Genomic DNA, 21,011 nt, shown 5'->3' on the forward strand with positions numbered 1-21,011 from the left:
CTCAGCAGAAGGTGTTCTGGTCGTGCAGCAGCCGCCAGCGGCCGCCGGTGCGGGCGAAGACCAGGCTCAGCAGGTACGCCTTCTCGTACGCGACGCCCGCGGCGTCGACGTCGTGGTAGCCGACGCGCAGCACCACGGCCCCGGTGTCGCCGGCCTCGGCGGTGCTGACGACCTCGGTCTCCATGCGCCAGTCCGGGTCGGCGAACCAGTCGCGGTGGAACGCGGCCACGTCCTCCCGCCCCCGTAGCAGCCGGCCGTTGGGCAGTACCACGGTCACGTCGTCGTGCACCGTGTCCAGGTAGGCGGCGAGGTCGCGGCCGCGCACCGCGGCCAGGTGCGCCGCGGTGGCGTCGTCGAGATCCATGCCCGGTTCCTCTCGGGTGGTCGGTGGTTGGCTACAGCGGCGCCGCGACCGCGTACTGCGGCACGGTGACGCAGCCGAAACGGGCCTTGAGCCCGACGAGCCCCTTGCCGAACTCCAGCCGCGGCACGCCCCGCTCGATCGCGTACTCGATCTCGCGCAGGTACAGGTCCCAGTACAGGCCGCGGCCCGTCGCCGCGCCCGCGGCCGAGCCGGTGACGGTGGTGACGAGGCCGGCGGCGTGCTCGAACGACAGGTCGAAGGACAGCAGCGCGCCGGTGGCCGGGTCGGTGTGCACGAAGTAGCGCACGCCGTCGCGGTGGTTGAGGCGCTCGAAGTACAGCGACGGCAGCGGGACCAGAACCTCGCCCGGCGACAGGTGCTTGAGCCGGGTCAGCTGCTCCAGCCGGGCCGCCTCGACCGGGTCGACGGCCGGCACCCCCGCGCCCACCCGCAGGCCGGGGTCGGCGTCGGCGTCGGCGTAGGTGCGCCGCAGCCGCCGGCGCCGGTCCCGCGGCAGGCCGGCGAAGTACTCCTCCATGCTCTGCCACCGGTTGACCAGGACCGTGTTCGGCGACACGGGCCGGCACAGGCGGGCGGCGGTGCGCATCACCGGCAGGGCCGCGGCCGACACGTTCTGGTACACGACGCCGAGGCAGCGGCGGCCCAGGCGCGCCTTCAGCGCCCGCTCGAACGCGCGGCGGGCCGCGACCCGCCCGGCGTGGTCCAGGTGCGTCGCGAAGAGGAAGCCCTCGTCGAAGCCCATGAGGATGCGGGAGAAGTACACGCCGGGCCGGGCCGGGCCGCCGACCGGGCTGTAGACCGGCTTGCGGCGCCGCGGCGAGCCGAAGTCGCCGCAGAACAGCGCGACCGCCTGGCCGCGGTCGGCGACCACGCCGAGCAGCACCGTGCGCAGCGACGTCCAGGCGACCGCGGCCAGGGCGCCGGCGTCCCAGGCGGCCGGGGCGCCCTCGTCGCGCAGGAACTTGTCCCACTCGGCCGGCACCGCCTCGGTGCGCGGGTCGAACAGCTCAGCCCGCACGCCGCGCCCCGGCCTCGTCGAGGCGCGCGAGCGCCAGGTCCCGCAGCGGGCGGCGGCCGGTGCGGGCGTGCTCGCCCACCGCGGCGACGAGCGCGTCCGCGCCGAACTGGGCGAGGAGGCGGCGCAGGGGCGGGCCGTCGGGCACGGCGAACAGCGCCCGGAGCAGAGCCGCGTGCCGGGCCCGGTCCCAGTTCCCGCCGAGGCCGTTGTCGCGCAGGGGATCCGCGCCGGGTGGGTCCGGGTCGGCACGCAGCAGCCAGCTCGTGCCGCGGCCCGGCCCGGAGAGCCACGCCAGCGCGTGCCCGACGCGCTCGGCGACCGCGGCCCGGTCCCGGCCGGCGGCCAGCTCGCAGGTCACCGACTCGGCGTCGTAGCAGGCGGTGTGGAGCCGGCCCAGCACCGTGCGCATCCGCGGCAGCGGCGGGCCGCTCGGCGGCGGGTCGTCGGTGAGCAGCGCCCACAGCGCCCGGCCGCGCACCGAGGCGGGCAGGCCGGCCACGAACCGGTCCCAGCCGTCGTAGGCGGCCAGCAGCGCGGCCCGGTCGAGGCCGACCCGCATGTCGGAGCGGCAGTTCGGCCGGGCGTACAGCCACAGGATCAGCACCGGGGGCAGGGCGCGCAGCAGGTCCCGGGGCAGCAGGCCGCCGGCCCGGGAGCCGGAGATCTTGTGCCGCTGGCCGGACTGGCGCACGAGGCCGTAGGGCACGATGACGGGCTGGCGGGTGCCGAGGAAGCGGTGGTACACGGCGCGGGTGCGGTCCATCGTGCTGCCCGCGCTGCAGTGGTCCTGGCCGGCGGGCTCGCAGTCGATGTGCTCGTGGGTGACGCGCAGCGTCCAGTCCACGGCCCAGGCGGGCTTGACGCACTCCATCGCGCCGGTGGTGACGCAGGCGCCGCACGAGCGGCAGTCGTAGCGGACCCGGCCCGGGTCCAGCTCGTGCAGCACGGTGGTGTTGCGGCCGCACTGCTGGCAGTACACCGCGAAAAGCTTGCGGGGGCCGGAGACGCCGAGGATCGCGGCCAGGCGGGCGGCGCGGCGGATGTAGCGGCGCTGGATGTGCCGGTACTCGCCGCCGGTGTACCGCTCCCACTGGTAGTGCGTGAGCCAGGCCGAGCCGGCCGGGGTGCGCCCGTCGGCGTCGGCCTCCGGCGGGCAGATGCCCAGGTCCTTGAGCTCGCGCAGGTAGGCCCGGCAGATCGCGGTCGAGCGCTCCCGGGCCACCGCGAGGGGGCGCGAGCCGTACCGGGCCAGGACGGGGTCGGCCGCGGCCTGCCGGGGGCGGAACGGGTCGAAGTCGTCGAAGCTGAGCAGGATCGCCGAGCGGCGGCCGGAGCGGACCAGGGCCCGGTGCACGAGGTGCGCGCAGACCGTGTCGCGCAGGTTGCCGATGTGGAACGGGCCGGTCGGCGACATGCTGGTCTGGATCAGGATCCGGTGGCCGTGCGGGTGGCGGGCGGCGAGGCGGGCCGCGTAGTCGTAGGCCCAGTGCGGCGCGGTGCGGTCCTGGGCGAAGAGGTCGGCGTACCCGCCGCGCGCGGTCACCGGAGGCCTACACTGCGTCGATGGGCGCCGCACACGGATTCGAGTTCGAGCACCGTGCCGACGGCACCGTCGTGATCACCCACCACGGGCGCGTGGCCGCGACGCTGCGCGGGGCCCGCGCGGCGCGGTTCCTCGACGAGGTCGGCGCCGGCGACGCCCAGCTGGCGATGGCCCGCTGGACCGGCAACTACCGGCACGGCAACGAGCGGGCGGCGAAGCGCCATCCGCGCAACCGCTGAGCTCACACCGCCACCGCCGCGGGCGGGCGGGCGGCCAGCGCGGCCCGGGTCAGCTCGGCCTTGTTGCCCAGGTTCAGCTTGGCCCGGATGCGCTTGAGGTACGTGTCCACGGTGTGCTTGCTGATGCCGAGCCGCCGGGCGATCTGCTCGTGGGTCAGCCCGGCCGCGACGTTGTCCAGCACCGTCTGCTCGCGCGGGGAGAGCCCGGGCTGCACGACCTGCGGCGCGGGCGGCGCCCCGCCGGCGGCGACGAGCCGGACGGCCTCGACGAAGAGGTGCGGCTGGCTGCTCTTGGGCACGAACGCCCGGGCGCCGGCGGCCATGCACCGGGCGATGTCCGAGCGGCGCTCGTCGCCGGCGGTCAGCACGACCTTGCAGTGCGCGGCCGCGGTGGCGACCTCGGGCACGCAGGGCCCGTCGCCGGTCAGGTGCATGTCCAGCACGAGGACGTCCATCGCGGCCGGGTCGACGTGCCCGGGGGCGGTGGCCGCGGCCACCACGGCGATGTCGCCGGCGGACTCGAAGGCGCCGCGCAGGCCTAACAGGATGATGGGATGGTCGTCGACGATGCCGACACGGATCACTACGGACCTCTTTCGTCAGGATTCTTCGCTGGAAAAGGGGCCGATCCCGGTCAGATCCACCGCGTGCAGCCCGTCGGGCGGCTGGCCCGTCCAGGGCCCGAGCACCGGCGACATCGCCACGGCCCGCCGCAGCAGGTCGCGCACCGTCGCCAGAGCCTCCTCGACCGCCGGGCTGCGCACGTAGAAGCCGAGATCGATGCGGCCCGGGCCCGCCCTGACGCAGAGGTGCTCGAGCCCGTCGCCGGGCCGCACCACCGACCAGAACACGTCACCCAGGAAGTCGCCGATCGGTTCGCCCGACGACCGCACACCGGAAACCACCAGGGTGAGGGCCACGAGCCGCATCACCCTCGCGGTCTCGTCAGTCCCAACCGAACCCGGACGTCGCGTGGCAGCCATCGCGCCACACCGCTTTCCAGTCAGTCCTCGAAAAGGTCATCATCGTTCCCCCGTCTTGGTCGTGTCCGTGCGCCGGCACCCGCCCGGTCTGGTGACCGAGGGGCCGTGCACGCTGCGGTAGGAGGTGTCTACCAGGGCGGCGGATCCCGCTGGAACACATTGACGCTGGACTGAACCGGCCAAGGCCGGAACCGGACACAACCAACCTGTCGTACATTGATGGCCGTACATACCTACGAAGCGTTGCGGCAGAACGTATTCCCGCAGGTTTCCATCGTCGGCAGGCGATGCCGCCACAGAATCGCGCGCATTGAATGCGAGTGGACAGCATCTGCCATTATCTTTGCCGATGCCGGGCGGGCGGGCGCGGCGGGTGCGGGAGGCGGCGGGGGACATGCTGGAGGCGTTGGGGCTCGACATGCGGGCGGAGCAGATCTACCGGGCCATCCTGGCCAACCCGGGGTGGGGCGTGGACGAGCTCGGCCGGCATCTGGTGCTGTCGGAGCAGGAGGTGCGCGACGCGCTCGACCGGCTCTTCGAGCTGACCCTGCTGAGCCCGTCGCGGGAGGAGCCGGGGGCACTGCGGCCGGTGAGCCCCGACGTCGGCCTGACCGCGTTACTGGCCCGGCGCCGGGCCGAGCTGGCCCGGCGCCGGGCGGAGATCGCGGCGAGTGAGGCGGCCATCGCGGGGGTGGTCGCCGAGTACGCCGGCGCCCGGCCGGACTCGTCCCGGCCCGGCGTGGAGCACCTCCACGGCCTCGACGAGGTCCAGACCCGCCTGGAGCGGCTGGCCGCCCACGCCCGTGCGGAGTGCCTGTCGTTCATGCCCGGCGGCGGGCAGTCCCGGGCCAGCCTCGCCGCCAGCCGCGTGCTCGACGAGGCGGCGCTGCGCCGCGGGGTCACGCTGCGCACGATGTACGAGTCGTCCGCGCACCAGGACCCGCCGACCACCGAGTACGCCCGCTGGCTCGTGAGCGCCGGCAGCGCGGTGCGCACCGCGCCGACCCTGCCGACCCGCATGGTGCTGGTGGACCGGCAGGTCGCGCTGCTGCCGCTGGAGCCGGGCGACACCCGCCGCGGGGCCGTGCAGCTGGCCGGGGCGGGCGTGATCGCCGCCCTGGTCGCGCTGTTCGAGCTGGCCTGGACGGCGGCGGCGCCGTTCGCGGCCGGCCCCGAGGCGGACGCGCACGGCCTGAACGAGCAGCAGCGCCAGCTCCTGCGGATGCTCGGCGAGGGTCTCACCGACGAGACGACGGCCAAGGCCCTGGGGGTCTCGGCGCGCACGGCCCGCCGCATGGTGGCCGAGCTGATGGAGCGCCTGGGCGCCCGCAGCCGCTTCGAGGCCGGCCTGAAGGCGGCCCAGCGCGGCTGGTTATAGCAGCTGTTGCGCGTGCCCCGGCAGCTCCACGTCCGTGAGACCGGCGAGGATGCCGGCGACCGTCAGCGGCGCGTCGACCAGGCAGGCCCCGTTGGACAGCAGCAGCGCCGGCACCGGCGTGGCCAGCTCGGCCGGGCTCAGCGCGGCCGCGAGCAGGCCCAGCGCCTCGCCCTGCGCGCGGATGCGCCCGCGCAGCCCGTCGAGGCCGCCGGCGAGCCCGGCGATGCGGTCGAGGGTCCACGCGTCCTGGGCGAGGCGGTTGTCGTACGTCGAGATCGCCCCCGACCCCACCGCGTTCACGGCCGCGACGGTCGCCGCGGTGACCAGGCTGACGTGGGCGAGGATCCGCCCGGCGCCCCACTCGCCGGGCGGCGGCGGCCCGGGGCGCGGGACGACGTCGAGCAGCGCGGCGTAGGCGCTGCGCATCGGGGCCGGGTCGAAGGTCTCAGGCATGCGCGTGGCCCATCTCCCACGGCGCCTGCGGCAGCACCTCGCCGGTCTCCAGCAGCGACTTGAGGTTGGCCAGCACCGCCGGCCAGCCCTGCGAGATGCCGCGGTACATGTCGAGGTTGGCCAGCCGCTCGTGGGTGACGGTGAGCCGGACGATGTCCTGGTGCGGCTCGACGAGGAAGGTGACGGTCGAGGGCTTGCGGTCCTCCTCCGGCGAGTCCTCGAAGGTGATGACGAGCCGGGCCGGCGGCTCGGCCTCGAGCACCGTGCCGACGACGTCGGCCGTGCCGGAGCCGTCGGTGCGCCGGTGCTCCCACGGCGAGCCGGGCTGCCAGTCGGAGACGTTGGCGTGGCCCCAGTACCGCGCGGTCAGGTCGGCGTCGGTGAGGGCCCGCCACACCTGCTCGGCGGTGGCGTGGATGTAGGTGACGTACACGTACGTGGGCACGGTCGTCATGGCGTACTCCTGTTCTGCCTGGCGCCGGATCGCGCTGAGCGCGGCCAGGCGGGGCTGGTCGAAGCCGGAGATCCAGCGCTGCTCGATGTCGTGGATCGGCGCCGGATTCAGGAAGTGCAGGCGCTCCCGCCCCCGCCGCACGACGGTGACGAGGCCGGCCCGCACGAGGATGTCGATGTGCTGGGTCGCCGACTGGCGGGCCATGTCGAGGTGCTCGCACAGCTCCCGGAGGGTCTGCCCGTTGCGCTCGCGGAGCCGGTCGAGCACCGAGCGCCGGGTCTCGTCGGCGAGCGCCTTGAACACGAGCTCCATGGCTCCATTATGCAGGTGTTTGCCTGCCAATTGTCAAACGCCGCCGCGCTTGCTCGTCCAGTTGTACCTATGTCAAACTGGACGGCATGTACTTGGACATCGTGATCCTCAGCCACCTGCAGCGCGGGCCCGTGCACGGCTACGAGCTGAAGCGCAACGTGTCCGCGACGACGGCGTACGCGCTGCACAACAACACGCTCTACCCGGCGCTGCGCCGCTTCGAGGAGGCCGGCGCCGTCGTCAAGACCGCCGAGCAGCAGGAGGGCCGGCCGCCGCGGCACGTCTACGAGCTGACCGACCTCGGCCGCGAGCTGCTGCACGACATGCTCGCCGACCTGCCCGCCGAGCAGGCCGGCGACGAGCCGGAGTTCCTCACCCGGCTCGGGCAGTTCGAGCACCTGACCCCGGACGAGCGCCGCCGCGTCCTCGCGGCCCGGGCCTCGGCGCTGCGGGACCAGGCCGCGCACATGCGGCAGCTCGCCGAGAAGACCGGGCGCAGCCCGCGCAACCACCGCTGGGGCGGCCTCGTGGTGACCGAGCTCGCCGACCGCGTCGAGCGGGAGCTGGCCTGGGTCGCGCGCCTGGAGACCATGGTGGAGGAGCCGTGAAGCTCAGCGGCCTGATGCAGCTCGGCCTGCTCGCCGGGCCGCTGCTCACGATGGTCGACTCGTCGATCGTCAACGTGGCGGTGCCCGACATCGCCGCCGAGCTGCACACCGGCCTCGCCGGCACGCAGTGGGTGGTCAGCGGCTACCTGCTGGCCCTCGCCGCCGGCCTCGCGGCCACGTCGTACCTGGCCCGCCGCTTCGGCACCATGCGCGTCTACGCCCTGGCGATGGCCGGCTTCGTCGCCGCGTCCGGGCTGTGTGCGGCCGCGCCGGGCGTCGCCGCGCTGGTCGGGGCGCGGGCGCTGCAGGGCCTCACCGGCGCCCCGCTGGTCCCCCTGGCCATGAGCGTCCTGCTCGGCCGGGGCGCCGCCCGCCGCATCCCGCTGGCGGCGGGGCTGCTGTTCTTCCTGGCCCCCGCGATCGGCCCGTCGCTCGGCGGCCTGCTCATCGCGGCCGGCGGCTGGCGCTGGATCTTCCTCGTCAACCTGCCCGTCGGCGTGATCGCCCTGCTGGGCGTCCGCCGCCTCCCGGCCGACGCCGCCCCGCCCGCCGACGGCCGCGCCCGCCCCGACCCGATCGGCCTGGCCCTGCTCGCGACCGGCCTGGTCGCCGCGCTCTACGGCGCCGGCCGCGCCACCTCGGCGGGCTGGTCGGCCGCCCCCGCCGCCGTGCCGCTGTTCGCGGGGGTCCTGCTCCTGCTGCTGTACGTCCTGTGGGCCCGCCGCGCCGAGCAGCCCGCGGTCGACCTCACGCTGCTGCGCCACCGCCGGTCGGCCCTGGCCCTCGGCCTGAGCGTGCTGTCCTCGGTGGTCGCGTTCGCCGCGGTCTTCCTGCTGCCCGTCTTCACCGAGTCCGTCCAGCACCACACCGCCCTGGCCACCGGGGTCGCGCTGCTCCCGCAGGGCCTCATCACCGGCGTCGGCACCGCGGCCGGGCAGCGCCTGGCCGAGCGCTACGGCGTGCGCCCCCTGGTCTGCGCCGGGTTCCTCGTGCTCGCCGTGGCCAGCGCCGGCCTGCTGCTCATCACCGCGGCCACGCCCCTGTGGGCGACGGCGCTGATCCTGTCCGGCCGCGCGGCCGCGATCGGCTTCGGCATCACCCCGCTGCTGTCGGTGATGCTGGAGCCGCTGCCGGACGAGCGGATGGCCGACGGCAACACCCTGTTCAACATCGCCCAGCGCCTCGGCGGGTCCATCGGCGTCGGCGTGCTCGGCTCGCTGCTCGCCGCGCGGGCGGCGAGCGTCGGCCCGATCGCCGGCTTCCACGAGATCGGCCTGATCCTCACCGTGCTCGCCCTGGCCGCGGCCGGGCTCGCGCTGCCCCTGCCCCGCCGGGTCGCGGCTCAGCCGTCGGTCGCGTAGAGCTCCACCAGCCGCTCCGACAGCGCCACCGGGTCGCAGTCGCCCAGCGGGATGCGCCGCGCGCTCTGCCAGTGGTCCGACCACTCGTCGTCGACCCAGATCTCGGCGATCCGCTGCTCGCCGGCCGTGCCGGCGACCGACGTCGGCAGCCCCGGGTCGAGCTCGACCAGCAGCGTCAGCCCGCCGGGCAGTCCGCGCGCCAGCTGGGTGTGCCGATAGGTCTTGTGCTCGTAGCCGTTGCCCCGCCACCGCCCGGCCAGCAGCCCCGCGACCCGCTCCGCCGCCAGCGGCCCGCGCCCGGGCACGCTGGTCGCCGCGCGCTCCGCCGCGCCCAGCGCCACCGCCGGCCGGTTGAGCTGCGGGAACGGCTGCATGATCTCGTAGTCGGCGAAGAGGTGGGCCCAGGCGTCCCGGTCCTCACCGAGCTCCGCCGGGTGCGCGAGGCCGAGGTCCGCGCCCCCGCCGACGACCGCTGTCGCGTCGTCGAGGTCGGCGAAGCTGCCGTCCTCGGCGATCCGCAGCGCCCGGACCAGGCGCCGCCCCGGGCCGTACTCGCCCCAGAGCAGCCGCCGGCCGATCGGGCCCAGGATCGGGTGCGGCAGCAGCACGGCCGCGACGTCGCGGGCCGGCCGGAGCCGGCGTTCGAGCATCTCCCGTTCCAGGCGCGCCATCTGGGCCGCGGCGGTCGCCCGCACGTCCTTGCGCAGCTGCAGGAACCGCTGGTACGCGGCCGGATCGGTGTCCTTCACGCCCGGCTTGGGCGGCCGGGCCAGCCGGCGACCGTCCGCGCCCACGGCGAAGAGGGCGAGGTGGTCGTCGGCGACCACGGTGAATGTGCGCCGCCCGTAGTCGAGCGTGATCCCGGTGTCCAGCCCGTGCGTGACCGCCAGCCGGTCCGCCAGCTGGGTCCGGTTGAGGCCGCGCCGGGCGGCGGCCTGCTCGAGGTACACCCCGGCCCGCTCGTTCATCGACCCGCCGGACATGCCGGACTCGATCGCGAGCAGGTGCCGCAGCGCCACGTCGGTGCCCACCGTGGCCAGCACCGCGTGCCCGTCGATGGCGCGGACGTACCGGCTCTGCCCGGGCCACGACCGCACCAGCGGCGCCAGCTCGTCCATCGTCGCGTCGTCGCCGAGGTGGGCCTGCGCCAGCAGCGCCCACGCGTCCGACGCCGGCAGGCCGGCCTCGAGCCACGCCCGCAGCAGCGCCCGCCCGAACTCGGCCGCGCCGGCCGGGTCGCAGCCCGCGATCAGCCGCTCCAGCTCCGGCCCGGCCGGCGCCACCGGCGGCTGCGCGGCCGCCGACCCCTCGACGATCAGGGGCACGGCGCGGCCGGGCGGGTCCGGGTCGCCGGGCGCCGGCTCCGGCGGCTCCGCCAGGCGCGACCAGGTCAGCGCGTCGACCAGCCGGGCGACCTCCTCCGGCGGCAGCGGCGGGCCCGCGGCCGAGCGGAGCTCCGGCAGCCGCTCCGGGCGCGCCCACGCCGGGGGCTTCCCGGCCCGGGTCGGCCGCCGCGCCTGCGCGGACCCCGGGGGGAGCAGCGCGAGCAGGTCATCGCCCGGCAGCGCCGCGGCCCCGGCGGGCCGCAGCGCGAACAGGTCATCACCCGGCGTTGCCGGGTCCCCGGCGGGCCGCAGCGCGAACAGGTCATCGCCCGGCGCCGCCGCGGCCCCGGCGGGCAGCAGCGCCGCGACCGCGGCCGGTGCGGCCGCCCCGAGCTCGTCGGCGATCTTGAACACGAGCGGCGCGTGCCCGGCCGCGGCCAGGTGGCGCAGCGCGTCCTCGGCCTGCTGCCGGGCCCGTCCGGGGCGCCCGGCCGCGGCCGGGATCAGCGCCCACGCCGCCGCCTCGGGGTGCCGCTGCAGCCACAGGCGGGCCCACTGCCGCGCCGAGCCGAGGTGCCGCAGCCACCCCGCGACCAGCGGGGCCGGCTCCGGTCCCCGGAACGGCAGCACCAGCACGCCGAGCCGGTCCGCGCTGCCGCCGGCCTCGCTGAGGGCGAGGGCGAGCGCGTCGAGCTCGAACCGCGCGACCGCGACCCGGCCCAGGTCGATCCGCTGCCGGCTGCGCAGCTGCGGCGGGTCCGCGATCAGCGCCCGGGCCGAGGCGTCGGGCCCCTTCGCGATGAGCCAGGACACCTGCGGCAGGGTCAGGCTGTTGAGCGTGTCGGCGCCGGTCGCCGCCCGGTCCCAGTCGGGCTCCTCCAGCCCGTGCTCGAGCGCCCCGGCCCGCGACCACCACGCCTCCCGCTCCCCGTCCAGCCACGCCATGACGGTGGGCTCCGGCAACGTCTTCTCCCTAGGGGCCGTATCGAAGTGGGGGTCGGAGCGAGGCGAGGCTCAGGCGTCGGCTGGGGCCGCGCCGGGCGCGCCCCGATACCGGGGTTGTATCGGGGTGTGACCGGGGTGGTTCCCGGCGGCGTCTGAGTCCGCCGCAGCCCGGCCATCCACTTCGATACAGCCCCTAGCGGTCGGGGCCGAGGCGGGCGGCCAGCTTGTGCAGGTAGGCCTCGACCTGGGCCCGGTCGTAGCCGCGCACGACGACCAGCAGCTCCGGGTGCTCGAGGGCGGCCCGCACCTCGGCGCGCTCGGCCGGGTCCCCGGACAGCAGCGCGTCCTTGGCCCGGCGGACCAGGTTGTCGATGCGGCCGGGATCGTAGCCGCGCAGGACCGTGAGGAACGCGGGGTCGTCGCCGCGGCGGGCGATGCGGTTGTCGAAGCGGTCGCCGGCGTGCCGCTGCAGGGCCGCCACGATCTCGGCCTGGGACTGCTTGACGTCCTGGAGCTTGAGCACGACCCGGTCGCCGGGCTGCAGGATCAGGTGCGGGCCGGACATCGCGGGCGGGACCGGCTCGTCGAGGACCACGCGCTCGATCGCGGACCACGCCACGAGGCCGTCGCGGGTGGTGGTGACGCCGTCCGGGCCGATGGTGAAGCGGAACGGGCGCAGCTCGTCGCGGACCATCACCGCGCTCACGACCAGCCCGAAGACGCCGCCGGCGGCCAGGATCAGCCGGCCGGCGCCGTTGTCGCTGCCCCAGGCGCAGACCAGGGCAGCGACGGCGAACACGGCGACGAGGAGAGCAAGGCCGAACGAGCGGCGTCTGCGCTGCAACTCCATGCCGGCCAACCTACTAGGGGCTGTATCGAAGTGGATGGCCGGGCTGCGGCGGACTCAGGCGTCGCCTCGCTCCGGCCCCCACTTCGACACAGCCCCTAGACCGGTTGTCTACTCGGTGCGCAGCGCCCGCGCGGTGCTGGTGCGGGCCGCCCAGCCCGCCGGCAGCAGGGCGCCGGCCAGGGCGATGACGAGGCCGCCGAACGCCAGCGGGACGAGGACCTTCAGGGAGTACACCTCGATGATGTGCGCCGGGAAGCGCGTCCCGGCGGCGTGGGCCATCTGCGGCAGGACCCAGTCGTGCAGCGCGATCCCGAGCGGCACGCCGACGAGGCCGGCCACGAGGCCGAGGCCCGCGACGGACGTGAGGACCATCGCCACGGTCTGCCGCGGCGCCATCCCGAGCGCCTTGAACACGCCCAGCTCGTGCACGCGCTCGCGGGTGTCGAGCACGACGGTGTTGAGCACGCCGAGGCCGGCCACAGCGACGAGCATCAGGGTGAGCGTCCCGGCGAGGGTGTCGATGACGACGACGGTCTGGCTGATCTCGCCGACGTTGATCTCGGCGTGGCCCTTGTCGCCCAGGGCCTGGTTGAGCTGCGCGGTGTACTGCTGCAGGTTCGTGCCGTCCTTGAGCAGGATCTCGAACCGCTTGCCGCCGCGGTCGCCGTCGAGCTCCAGGCCGGCCAGCGAGCGCGCGTCGGTGATCACCCGGCGGCCGTCGGAGCTGAGGTCGAGCGCCTCCCCGACGATCGTGACCTTCGCCGACCTGCCGTTGCTGGTCACGGTCAGTGTGTCGCCGATCTTGACCCCGGCCGCGTCGAGCATCGCGCTGGGCACGACCGCCTCGCCGGGGGCCGAGAACCAGCGGCCCTCGATCATCTCGTAGCTGGCCCAGGAGGAGTCGCCGTCGAACGCGAGCACCTCGCTCACGCCGGTCAGCCCGGCCACGGTGACCTCGCCGTACTGCATGGAGAAGTACTTGTCGGTGCCCGGCTGCGCCTTGATCACCGCCTCGACCGCGGCCTCGTCCGGCTTGGCGGAGTCATGCTGCTCGCCGGGCCCGCGCGGGCCCCCGACGCCCGCCTCGACGTCGCCGGCGGTGCGCTTGTTCATCGCGGCCTGCACCGCGTCGACGGACATCGCCAGGCCCAGGCCGAACGTGACGCCGAGCGCGCCCAGCGCCACCGCGGCGGCGATCGTCGCCGAGCGGCCGGGGCGGGTGAAGGGGTTGGCCAGGCCCAGGCTCACCGACCGGGGCAGCGACAGGCGGCCCAGCACCTGGCGGGCGGCCCGGCCGCGGCCCAGCGACGGCGTCCGCCCGACGGCGAGGGCGTCCACGGTGCGCAGCCGCCCGGCCCGCAGCGCCGGCACGAACGCGGTGAGCGCGACCGCGGCCAGGGCCGCGAGCGGTACGACGATCGACACCCACCAGTCCAGCGCGTTGACGCCGGTGCCGAACGCCTCGCCCTCGTCGTTGAGGATCGGCACGGCGGCGAGGTTGCCCAGGCCGGCCCCGAGGATCGCCCCGATGACGGCCGGGATCAGCGCCTGCATGACGTAGGCGCGGGCGACCTGGGCCGGGCTGTAGCCGAGGGCCTTGAGGATGCCGATGCGCCGGGTGGCCGAGCCGACCGCGCCGCTGACCACGATGCCGATGATGAGCACCGACATGACCAGGCCGAGCACCCCGAACGCGATGACGAACGGGGCGAAGGTGGCGGCGATACGCTCGGTGTCGCTCTTCACCGACAGGTACGAGGTGCTGCCCTGCAGCGCGCCGGCGGGCACCGTGGCCGCGACCGCGTCCTTGCCGGCGTTGAGGTCGGCCTCGGTGGCGGCCTTGCTGAAGCGGTACACCATCTGGAAGCCGCCCTTGCCCTCCGGCGTCATCGCCGTGACGGTCGCCGGCAGCGCCCACGCCGTGCCGGTCCGGCCGACCGAGCGGGCCAGGCCGACGACGGTCAGCGTCGGCTTGCCCGGCGCGCCGTCGAAGCGCAGCTTGTCGCCCACCTCGAACGGCGCGTCGCCGCCGGACCAGACGATCTCGTCCTTGGCGGTGGCGTAGCGGCCGGCGGTCAGCTCGAGCCGGTCGAGGCCGGTGCCCGCGTCGGGGCGCCCGACGACCGTGGTCGAGGGCAGCTCGGCGCCTTCCGGCAGACCCGCCTTGCTGGAGACGATGACCGGCGCGAGGTCGGCCGTGGGGTACGGCCCGCCGGACTCGGTCACGCCGGCCGCCTGCCCGGTGGCGGCGAGCTGGCCGGCGCTCACCTTGCCCGCGTCGAACTGGGCGGCGAGGTGGGCGCCGTGTTGGCGGTCGAAGGCGCGGCCGAACGGCTCGGAGGAGGCGACGAGCAGCCCGACGGCGAGCACGGACGCGGTCACCGCCAGCAGCGTCGTCAGCGTCATGACGACGGTCTGCACCCGGCGCCGGCCGACGCCCGAGCGAACCACACCACCGAGCCCGGCGCTCATGCCGCCACCCCCGTGGCGAGCCGGCCGTCGACGAGCGAGATGGTGCGGGTCGCGCAGGCCTCGGCCAGCGCCAGGTCGTGGGTGACGAGCAGCAGGGTCTGCCCGTCGCGGTTGAGCTCGGTGAGCAGGTGGCGCACCTCCTGGCCGGACGCCGTGTCCAGGGCGCCGGTGGGCTCGTCGGCCAGCAGCAGCGGCGGCCGGTTCATCAGCGCCCGGGCGACCGCGACCCGCTGCCGCTCGCCGCCGGAGAGCCGGCCCGGGAAGGCCTTCGCGTGGCGGGCGACGCCGAGGTACTCCAGCAGCTCCTGCCCCCGCTGCAGCGCCTTGCCCCGGGGCGTGCCGGACAGCTGGGCCGGCAGCAGGACGTTGTCGAGCACGGTGAGGTCGTCGAGCAGGTTGAAGAACTGGAAGACCATGCCGATGCGGGTGCGGCGGTACTGCGCCGACTGCGCCTCCGACAGCCGGTCGACCCGCACCCCGTCGACGCTCACCGTGCCGCTCGTCGGCTTGTCCAGCCCCGCGATCAGGTTGAGCAGCGTCGACTTGCCGCTGCCGGAGGGCCCCAGCACCGCGAGGGCCTCCCCGCGCCGCACCCGCAGGCTGAGGCCGGACAGGGCCGCGGTCGCGCCCTCGTACTGCTTGGTCACGTCGTCGAACTCGATGAGCACATCCGATTCGGTCATGCCGCGGACGCTATGGGCGAAACGGGCACGATCACGTCGGCCCCCGTGCGGGTTTGCGCTCGGCCGCACGGCGTACGGCCGCCGGCGTCATCCCTGCGATGTACGCACGGGTCCCGACGCGCGCCCGGGCGGCCGTCGGCGAGACTGGGCGGGTGAGACTCCGGGAACAGCCCGCCCGCGGATGGCGGGCCTTGGTGGCCTGGCTCCGCGTGGAGACGCCCGGGCAGAACCGGCTGACCCCGTGGGCCTGGACCGCCGACATCATCCTCGCGGTCCTGCTCGCGCTCGGCGCGGTCAACGGCGCCGCCGAGCACAAGTACTCGGGCCAGGACGGGCCGATGGTCGTCTACGGGCCGTTCGACCGGCCGGTGGGGCCGCCCTTCGCGCCCGAGCCGGGCACCCCGGACGACGGCCGGCAGTTCATTCCGCCGGACCCGGACCGGCCGCTGATGGTGCCCCTGCCGGACGAGGACGAGCCGGCCGGCCCGCTGCTCATCGTCGCCGCGCTCACCGCCCTGCCGCTGGCCACCCGGCGCCGCTACCCGCTGGCGTCGTTCCTCGTCATCGCCGTGTGCGCGTTCCGGGTGTACCGCATGGACGCCGACCCGACGTGGACCGTCGTCGCGTCCCTGGTCGCCGCCTACAGCGCCCCGATGTACTCCCGGTACCGCAACCTCGCCCTGGCCAGCGTCGTCGTCGCGGCCGCGATCGCCGTGAGCGACCTGCGCGACAACCTGCCGGACCTGCCGCAGGGCCTGCTGCTGTTCCTGATGTTCTCCTCGGTCGGCCTGGCCGCGAACGCCATCCACAGCTGGCGGGTGCGGGCCCGCACCGCCGAGCGGGAGCAGGAGGTCGCGACCCAGCTGGCCGTCGACCGCGAGCGGGCCCGGCTCGCCCGCGAGCTGCACGACGTCGTCACCCACAACGTGAGCGTGATGGTCGTGCAGGCCGGCGCCGCCCGCAAGGTCATGGACGCGCGGCCGGACCAGGCCAAGGAGGCGCTGCTGGCGGTCGAGGCCGGGGGCCGGGCCGCGCTGACCGAGCTGCGGCAGGCGATCGGGCTGCTCACCGTCGACGCCGACGGCGCCGACCTGGCCCCGCAGCCGGGCCTGGACCAGGTGGAGACGCTCGTCGCCCGGGTGCGCGAGACCGGGGTGCCGGTCACCCTCGCCATCGCCGCCCCCGACGTGCCGCCCGGGATCGGGCTGGCCGCCTACCGCGTGGTGCAGGAGGCCCTGACGAACGCCGTCAAGCACGCGGCGGGCGCCGGGGTCGACGTCGTGGTCTCCGCCGACGGCCGGGTGCTGCACATCGACGTCGCCGACACCGGGGGCGAGCCGGTGCCGGGCGCCCGGGGCAGCGGGCGCGGCCTGGCCGGGCTGCGCGAACGCGTGTCGGTCTACGGCGGTACGCTCACCGCCGGCCCGCGTCCGACGGGCGGTTTCCGCCTCGTGGCCGAGATCCCCCTGCCGCCCGAGGAGAACGCTTGACCACGCCGCTGCGGGTCGTCATCGCCGACGACCAGGCCCTCGTGCGCACCGGGTTCCGGATGATCCTCACCGCCGACGGCATCGACGTCGTGGCCGAGGCGGCCAACGGCGCCGAGGCCGTCGAGGCGGTCCGGCGCACGGTGCCGGACGTGGTGCTCATGGACGTGCGGATGCCGGAGATGGACGGCCTCGAGGCGACCCGCCGCATCCTCGAGGTCGACTCGGCCACCGCGCCGCGGGTCGTCATCCTCACCACGTTCGACCTGGACCGGTACGTGTACGCGGCCCTGTCGGCCGGGGCCTCCGGGTTCCTGCTCAAGGACGTCAGCCCCGAGCAGCTCGTCGCGGCCGTGCGGCTGGTGCGGGCCGGCGACGCGCTGCTCGCCCCGGCGATCACCCGCCGGCTCATCGAGCGCTACGCGACCCGCGACGCCCGCACCGCCACCCTGCACCGCGACCTGTCGACGCTGACGCCCCGCGAGGTCGAGGTGCTGACCCTGCTGGCCCGCGGGCTGAGCAACGCCGAGCTGGCCGGGAGCCTGTACCTCTCCGACGCCACGGTGAAGACGCACGTCGCCCGGATCCTGTCCAAGCTGCGGCTGCGGGACCGGGCCCAGGCGATCGTGGTCGCCTACGAGACCGGGCTCGTCACGCCGGGAACTTCGGGGCCGGAAGCCGGCTGAGGACGATGCCGAAGCCGGTGCGGTACGCCTCCAGCGCCTCGGCCCCGGCGAGCGTGCGCTCCTCGCGCCCGCCGGGGCCGGTCCGGATCAGCCGGTCCTTCGCGATCGTCAGCCGGCCGCCGTCGCCGGTGAGCCGCGAGCAGGTCAGCGAGCGGGTGAAGCTCGACTCCGGCGACGTCTGGTGGTACCAGCACGTCGGCCCGAAGTCGCTCAGCGCGTAGGGGCGGGGGTCGATGCGGTACTCGGGCCCGTCCGGCCCGGTGACGTCGAGCTCGTCGCCGTGCGGCGCGACGCCGAACACGCCGCCGGGGTCGTCCTGCGGCCCGGTGTCGTCCAGCCGCAGCGGGTGGTGCGCGAAGCGGCCGAAGCCGACGTCGACCAGCCACGGCACGCCGTCCACCAGCACGCGCAGCAGGAGGTGGTCGAACGGGAAGCCGTACCGCTTGCCGTTCCAGGTCCGCGCCGAGTGCAGCGTCACCTCGTAGCCGAGGTCGCGCAGCAACAGCGCGAACGCGCCGTTGACCTCGTAGCAGAAGCCGCCCCGGCGGCGACCCACGATCTTGTCGAGCAGGCCCTCGTCGTCGAGCCGGACCGTCTCGCCCAGCCCGATGCTCAGGTTCTCGAACGGTACGGTGCCCAGGTGCGCCCGCTGCAGCGTGCGCAGCGCCGCCAGGTCCGCCCGCGGCGGCCGGGCGGCGCCGATCCTCGTCAGGTAGTCGTCCACAGGTGGGTCAACGCGCGTCGAGTTCCACGTAGTCCAGGTCGCCCGCGTAGTAGTCGCAGCCGACGTCGACCTGGTCGCAGTTCGTCTTGCCGCCGACGGACAGCGGCCAGCTGTTGGCGATGTACCCGGTGCGGCCCGAGCGCTGCGCCTCGGTGCGCCCGTCGACGACGAGCGTGAGCCCCTCGCCGGTGCGCTCGCAGCGCACGACGTGCCAGCCGCCGTCGTTGAGGCGGCTGCGCGAGGAGACGATGATCGAGCCGCGGTCGCCGCGGAACACGCACTGCACCACGCCGCTGGGGATCTGCAGCTTGAAGTTCCCGCCATCGACGGTGGCCTGGCCCTGCTGCACGATGTTGCCGAAGTGGTACTGCGTGCGCAGCCGGACCGTGACTGCGCATGGAGTCCCCCGCTCGTTTCGAATATGCGAATGATGCTAATTGCCCGAAACGTCCGTAAGTGCGGACATTGAGCAGGTTGTGCGGCGAGTGATCATTGTTCGGTGGAACGCATCGAACTGCGCCGGGACGACGTCACGCTGTCCTGTCTCGCCGGCGGCCCGGACGGGGGCCCGCCGGTCCTGCTGCTGCACGGGCTGGCCGGCTCGGCCGAGGAGCTGCGGCCGACCGCCGCGGCCCTGCTCCCCCGCTGCCGCGTCGTGGTGCCCGACCAGCGCGGCCACGGCCGCAGCACCCGCCGCCCCGCGGACCTGTCCCGACGCGCCTTCGCGGCCGACGCCGCCGCGGTCGTCGCGGAGCTCCTCGGCGGCGGGCCGGTCGCGGTGGCCGGGCAGTCGATGGGCGGGCACACGGCGATGCTGCTGGCCGCGTGGTACCCGCACCTCGTCGACCGCCTCGTGATGCTGGAGGCGGGCGTCGGCGGCACCGAGCCGGGCGACGACTATCCGGCGCGGCTGGGCCGCTGGTTCGCCACGTGGCCGGTGCCGTTCGCGGACCGGGACGCGGCGGAGGCCTTCCTCGGCGGTACCGCCACCGCCCGGGCGTGGGCCGCGGACCTCGACGCGGCCGCGGACGGCCTGCGGCCGCGGTTCGACGCCGACGTCATGCAGGCGGCGATCGAGCCGGTCGCGGCCACGGCGCGCTGGGACGAGTGGCGCTCGATCACGGCGCCGACGCTGCTGGTGCGGGGCGCGCGCGGGACGTGCCCGGCGGCGCAGGACGAGCGCATGCGCGAGCTGCGCCCGGACGCCGGCTACGCGGTGATCCCCGACGCGGGCCACGACGCCCACCTCGACCGGCCGGCCGCGTGGCTGGAACTGCTCCGGCGGGGTCTAGAGGCTGTATCGAAGCGGGGGTCGGAGCGAGGCGAGGCTCAGGCGTCGGCTGGGGCCGCGCCGGGCGCGCCCCGATACCGGGGTTGTATCGGGGTGTGACCGGCGTGGTTCCAGACGGCGTCTGAGTCCGCCGCAGCCCGGCCATCCACTTCGATACAGCCCCTAGGGCAGTAGGCCGCGGTCCCGGGCGTACACCGCCGCCTGGGTCCGGTCGCGCAGGCCGAGGCGGGTCAGGATGCGCGAGACGTGGTTCTTCACCGTGCCCTCGCTGAGGAACATCCGCCCGGCGATCTCCCGGTTCGTGGCGCCCGTGGCCACCAGGCGCAGGATCTCCAGCTCGCGGCCGGTCAGCTCGGCCGGGTCCTCGGCCGGGCGGGCGGCGGCGAGGCGGCGGGCGACGGCGGGGTCGAGCTGGGCGACGCCGCGGTGGACGAGGCGCACGGCGCCGGCGAGCTCGGCCGCGCCGAGGTCCTTGAGCAGGTAGCCGTCCGCGCCGGCCCGCAGCGCGAGCGCGACGTACCGGTCGTCGTCGAACGTGGTGAGCATGACGACGCGGCAGGCCGGGTGGTCGCGGCGCAGGGCCCGGGTCGCCTCCACGCCGTCGAGGCCCGGCATCCGCACGTCCATCAGGACCACGTCGGGCGCCAGGTCGGCCGCGCGCGCGAGGGCCTCCTCGCCGCCGGCGGCGGTGCCGACGACCTCGATGCCGGGCTGGATGCTCAGCAGCGAGGCGATGCCGTCGCGCACGAGCTGCTGGTCGTCGACGACGAGGACCCGCACCGCGTCGCTCACGCTGCCGTTCATGCCGGGATCGTGACGCTCACGCGCACGCCGGGTTCGGCCTGGTCGACTGCGAGCGTGCCGCCGAGCTGCTCCACCCGTTCGCGCATGCCCCGCAGGCCGAAGCCGGTGCCGGGCACCTCGGGCAGTCCGCGGCCGTCGTCGGTGACCGTGAGTCGCGCGGTACCGTCGCGGAAATCGGCGACCACGGACACGGCGCGGGCGTTGCCGTGCCGGCGGGCGTTCGTGAGGGCCTCCTGGGCCGCCCGGTAGACGGCGAGGCGGACCGCCGGGGCGAGCGCCTCCTCGTCGCCGGCGACGTCCACGGTGACGTCGTGGGCGTGCCGCGCGAGGTCGTGCAGCGACGGGGGCGCGTCGCGCAGCGCCCGGACCGAGTCGCGGACCTCGGCCAGGGCCTCCTTCGCCGACCAGCGCGCGTCGGCGACGGCCCGCCCGGCCGCGGCGGGGTCGCGGTCGCGGAACGCCTCGGCCTTCTCCAGCTGCACGGCGATCGCGGTCAGGTGGTGCCCGAGGCTGTCGTGGATGTCGCGGGCGAGCCGGTTGCGCTCACGCTCCGCGGACAGCTCGGCGATCCCCGCCACGGCCCGCTCGAGCTGGGCCCGGGCGTCCATCTCCCCCACCGCCACGGCCGCGGCGGTGAGGGCGAGCGTCAGCCCGACGGCGTACATCACCAGGTCGGACACCTCGCCACGGCCGGTCAGCGCGTACCCGGCCGCGAGCGCCGCCGCACCACCGGCCCCGAGCGCGATCGCGGTGCGGCGGCCGACCGTGAAGTACGCGGCGAACGGCACGGTGATGAACAGCGCCGCGGTGAGCCCGCCGGGGTCGAACGGCGCCACGAGCGCGAGCAGCGCCAGGCGGGCGAGCAGCCAGCCCCAGTGCCGCCGGTCCAGCGCCTCGACGACGGCCACGCCGAGCACCCCGGCCACGAACCCGGCCGACGGGTGCGCGGCCAGGCCGGCGGCGAGCACGGCCCCGCACAGCACGAAGGGCACCCAGCGGATGGGCATGGC

The 21,011-nt window shown here is 75.4% G+C and carries 22 protein-coding genes; 7 read left to right on the top strand and 15 right to left on the bottom strand.

Annotation, left to right across the window (positions count from 1 at the left end):
* Window position 1: 1 nt before the first annotated feature.
* From ACPPVO_RS30225 to ACPPVO_RS30235, 3 genes are read right to left on the bottom strand one after another with little or no spacing between them, the layout of a single operon-like run.
* Complete coding sequence (locus tag ACPPVO_RS30225) at window positions 2-364, bottom strand: YybH family protein (RefSeq protein ID WP_426501929.1); 363 nt, start codon at window positions 362-364, stop codon at window positions 2-4.
* A 31-nt stretch (window positions 365-395) separates the two neighbouring features.
* Entirely contained in the window at window positions 396-1,403 is a 1,008-nt protein-coding gene (locus ACPPVO_RS30230) for a hypothetical protein (RefSeq protein ID WP_426501930.1), read from the bottom strand.
* Window positions 1,393-2,946, bottom strand: coding sequence for a hypothetical protein (locus ACPPVO_RS30235; protein ID WP_426501931.1), 1,554 nt, complete (start codon window positions 2,944-2,946; stop codon window positions 1,393-1,395). Before ACPPVO_RS30235 ends, ACPPVO_RS30230 begins: the two co-directional genes overlap by 11 nt.
* A 20-nt stretch (window positions 2,947-2,966) precedes the next feature.
* Here ACPPVO_RS30235 and ACPPVO_RS30240 point away from each other — a divergent pair, with 20 nt between their 5' ends.
* Window positions 2,967-3,185 carry a hypothetical protein gene (locus tag ACPPVO_RS30240; protein ID WP_360389038.1) on the top strand — a complete coding sequence of 73 codons (219 nt, stop codon included), beginning with the start codon at window positions 2,967-2,969 and terminating at the stop codon, window positions 3,183-3,185.
* A 2-nt stretch (window positions 3,186-3,187) separates the two neighbouring features.
* Here ACPPVO_RS30240 and ACPPVO_RS30245 read toward each other — a convergent pair whose 3' ends face one another.
* Together ACPPVO_RS30245 and ACPPVO_RS30250 are read right to left on the bottom strand one after the other, a co-directional pair.
* Window positions 3,188-3,769, bottom strand: a complete 582-nt coding sequence (locus ACPPVO_RS30245; RefSeq protein ID WP_360389036.1) for a response regulator transcription factor — start codon at window positions 3,767-3,769, stop codon at window positions 3,188-3,190.
* 15 nt (window positions 3,770-3,784) lie between these two features.
* Complete coding sequence (locus tag ACPPVO_RS30250; protein WP_426501932.1) at window positions 3,785-4,105, bottom strand: hypothetical protein; 321 nt, start codon at window positions 4,103-4,105, stop codon at window positions 3,785-3,787.
* A gap of 412 nt (window positions 4,106-4,517) precedes the next feature.
* On the opposite strand from ACPPVO_RS30250, the gene ACPPVO_RS30255 reads away from it, so the two are divergent.
* Window positions 4,518-5,546 (top strand): helix-turn-helix transcriptional regulator, encoded by a 1,029-nt coding sequence (locus tag ACPPVO_RS30255; RefSeq protein WP_426501933.1) that lies wholly within the window; start codon window positions 4,518-4,520, stop codon window positions 5,544-5,546.
* Here the strand turns inward: ACPPVO_RS30255 and ACPPVO_RS30260 are convergent.
* Both ACPPVO_RS30260 and ACPPVO_RS30265 read right to left on the bottom strand, forming a co-directional pair.
* On the bottom strand, window positions 5,541-5,999 hold the full coding sequence (locus tag ACPPVO_RS30260) for a hypothetical protein (RefSeq protein WP_426501934.1): 459 nt from the start codon (window positions 5,997-5,999) through the stop codon (window positions 5,541-5,543). The genes ACPPVO_RS30255 and ACPPVO_RS30260 overlap by 6 nt on opposite strands.
* A complete protein-coding gene (locus tag ACPPVO_RS30265; protein WP_426501935.1) occupies window positions 5,992-6,765 on the bottom strand; it encodes an ArsR/SmtB family transcription factor in 774 nt (257 codons plus the stop codon). Before ACPPVO_RS30265 ends, ACPPVO_RS30260 begins: the two co-directional genes overlap by 8 nt.
* Window positions 6,766-6,851: 86 nt before the next feature.
* On the opposite strand from ACPPVO_RS30265, the gene ACPPVO_RS30270 reads away from it, so the two are divergent.
* Both ACPPVO_RS30270 and ACPPVO_RS30275 read left to right on the top strand, forming a co-directional pair.
* The gene (locus ACPPVO_RS30270; protein ID WP_426501936.1) at window positions 6,852-7,373 is read left to right on the top strand and encodes a PadR family transcriptional regulator; all 522 of its coding nucleotides are present in this window, start codon (window positions 6,852-6,854) and stop codon (window positions 7,371-7,373) included.
* Window positions 7,370-8,734, top strand: a complete 1,365-nt coding sequence (locus ACPPVO_RS30275) for a DHA2 family efflux MFS transporter permease subunit (RefSeq protein ID WP_426501937.1) — start codon at window positions 7,370-7,372, stop codon at window positions 8,732-8,734. Before ACPPVO_RS30270 ends, ACPPVO_RS30275 begins: the two co-directional genes overlap by 4 nt.
* Here ACPPVO_RS30275 and ACPPVO_RS30280 read toward each other — a convergent pair.
* The 4 genes from ACPPVO_RS30280 to ACPPVO_RS30295 form a co-directional block, all read right to left on the bottom strand.
* Window positions 8,716-11,022 (bottom strand): DUF4132 domain-containing protein, encoded by a 2,307-nt coding sequence (locus tag ACPPVO_RS30280; RefSeq protein WP_426501938.1) that lies wholly within the window; start codon window positions 11,020-11,022, stop codon window positions 8,716-8,718. The two genes, ACPPVO_RS30275 and ACPPVO_RS30280, sit on opposite strands and share 19 nt — an antisense overlap.
* 175 nt (window positions 11,023-11,197) lie before the next feature.
* Window positions 11,198-11,854: a hypothetical protein gene (locus ACPPVO_RS30285; protein ID WP_426501939.1), complete on the bottom strand. Its 657-nt coding sequence runs from the start codon at window positions 11,852-11,854 to the stop codon at window positions 11,198-11,200.
* 108 nt (window positions 11,855-11,962) lie between these two features.
* Complete coding sequence (locus tag ACPPVO_RS30290) at window positions 11,963-14,326, bottom strand: ABC transporter permease (RefSeq protein WP_426501940.1); 2,364 nt, start codon at window positions 14,324-14,326, stop codon at window positions 11,963-11,965.
* A complete protein-coding gene (locus ACPPVO_RS30295; RefSeq protein ID WP_426501941.1) occupies window positions 14,323-15,009 on the bottom strand; it encodes an ABC transporter ATP-binding protein in 687 nt (228 codons plus the stop codon). The genes ACPPVO_RS30290 and ACPPVO_RS30295 overlap by 4 nt, the downstream gene beginning before the upstream one ends.
* Window positions 15,010-15,161: 152 nt before the next feature.
* Here ACPPVO_RS30295 and ACPPVO_RS30300 point away from each other — a divergent pair, with 152 nt between their 5' ends.
* Window positions 15,162-16,499, top strand: coding sequence for a sensor histidine kinase (locus ACPPVO_RS30300; protein WP_426501942.1), 1,338 nt, complete (start codon window positions 15,162-15,164; stop codon window positions 16,497-16,499).
* Window positions 16,500-16,558: 59 nt separating this feature from the next.
* On the top strand, window positions 16,559-17,182 hold the full coding sequence (locus tag ACPPVO_RS30305; protein WP_426514726.1) for a response regulator: 624 nt from the start codon (window positions 16,559-16,561) through the stop codon (window positions 17,180-17,182).
* Here the strand turns inward: ACPPVO_RS30305 and ACPPVO_RS30310 are convergent.
* Window positions 17,148-17,906: an arylamine N-acetyltransferase family protein gene (locus tag ACPPVO_RS30310; protein ID WP_426501943.1), complete on the bottom strand. Its 759-nt coding sequence runs from the start codon at window positions 17,904-17,906 to the stop codon at window positions 17,148-17,150. The two genes, ACPPVO_RS30305 and ACPPVO_RS30310, sit on opposite strands and share 35 nt — an antisense overlap.
* Before the next feature lie 7 nt (window positions 17,907-17,913).
* Complete coding sequence (locus ACPPVO_RS30315) at window positions 17,914-18,255, bottom strand: LamG domain-containing protein (protein WP_426501944.1); 342 nt, start codon at window positions 18,253-18,255, stop codon at window positions 17,914-17,916.
* A gap of 150 nt (window positions 18,256-18,405) precedes the next feature.
* On the opposite strand from ACPPVO_RS30315, the gene ACPPVO_RS30320 reads away from it, so the two are divergent.
* Complete coding sequence (locus tag ACPPVO_RS30320) at window positions 18,406-19,296, top strand: alpha/beta fold hydrolase (protein ID WP_426501945.1); 891 nt, start codon at window positions 18,406-18,408, stop codon at window positions 19,294-19,296.
* 63 nt (window positions 19,297-19,359) lie between these two features.
* On the opposite strand, the gene ACPPVO_RS30325 is transcribed toward ACPPVO_RS30320, so the two are convergent.
* Together ACPPVO_RS30325 and ACPPVO_RS30330 are read right to left on the bottom strand one after the other, a co-directional pair.
* Window positions 19,360-20,001 (bottom strand): response regulator, encoded by a 642-nt coding sequence (locus ACPPVO_RS30325; RefSeq protein ID WP_426501946.1) that lies wholly within the window; start codon window positions 19,999-20,001, stop codon window positions 19,360-19,362.
* Window positions 19,998-21,008 carry a sensor histidine kinase gene (locus tag ACPPVO_RS30330; protein WP_426501947.1) on the bottom strand — a complete coding sequence of 337 codons (1,011 nt, stop codon included), beginning with the start codon at window positions 21,006-21,008 and terminating at the stop codon, window positions 19,998-20,000. The genes ACPPVO_RS30325 and ACPPVO_RS30330 overlap by 4 nt, the downstream gene beginning before the upstream one ends.
* Window positions 21,009-21,011: the final 3 nt, after the last annotated feature.

The sequence above is a fragment of the Dactylosporangium sp. McL0621 genome (assembly GCF_049995355.1).
In the GTDB taxonomy this organism is placed as follows: Bacteria; Actinomycetota; Actinomycetes; order Mycobacteriales; family Micromonosporaceae; genus Dactylosporangium.

Excerpts from the sequence above, each read along its gene's own strand:
- ACPPVO_RS30330 (WP_426501947.1), bottom strand. The coding sequence starts at position 21,008 with ATGCCCATCCGCTGGGTGCCCTTCGTGCTGTGCGGGGCCGTGCTCGCC.
- ACPPVO_RS30260 (WP_426501934.1), bottom strand. The coding sequence starts at position 5,999 with ATGCCTGAGACCTTCGACCCGGCCCCGATGCGCAGCGCCTACGCCGCG.
- ACPPVO_RS30325 (WP_426501946.1), bottom strand. The coding sequence starts at position 20,001 with ATGAACGGCAGCGTGAGCGACGCGGTGCGGGTCCTCGTCGTCGACGAC.
- ACPPVO_RS30285 (WP_426501939.1), bottom strand. The coding sequence starts at position 11,854 with ATGGAGTTGCAGCGCAGACGCCGCTCGTTCGGCCTTGCTCTCCTCGTC.
- ACPPVO_RS30290 (WP_426501940.1), bottom strand. The coding sequence starts at position 14,326 with ATGAGCGCCGGGCTCGGTGGTGTGGTTCGCTCGGGCGTCGGCCGGCGC.
- ACPPVO_RS30255 (WP_426501933.1), top strand. The coding sequence starts at position 4,518 with ATGCCGGGCGGGCGGGCGCGGCGGGTGCGGGAGGCGGCGGGGGACATG.
- ACPPVO_RS30240 (WP_360389038.1), top strand. The coding sequence starts at position 2,967 with ATGGGCGCCGCACACGGATTCGAGTTCGAGCACCGTGCCGACGGCACC.
- ACPPVO_RS30295 (WP_426501941.1), bottom strand. The coding sequence starts at position 15,009 with ATGACCGAATCGGATGTGCTCATCGAGTTCGACGACGTGACCAAGCAG.
- ACPPVO_RS30225 (WP_426501929.1), bottom strand. The coding sequence starts at position 364 with ATGGATCTCGACGACGCCACCGCGGCGCACCTGGCCGCGGTGCGCGGC.
- ACPPVO_RS30305 (WP_426514726.1), top strand. The coding sequence starts at position 16,559 with ATGATCCTCACCGCCGACGGCATCGACGTCGTGGCCGAGGCGGCCAAC.
- ACPPVO_RS30265 (WP_426501935.1), bottom strand. The coding sequence starts at position 6,765 with ATGGAGCTCGTGTTCAAGGCGCTCGCCGACGAGACCCGGCGCTCGGTG.
- ACPPVO_RS30270 (WP_426501936.1), top strand. The coding sequence starts at position 6,852 with ATGTACTTGGACATCGTGATCCTCAGCCACCTGCAGCGCGGGCCCGTG.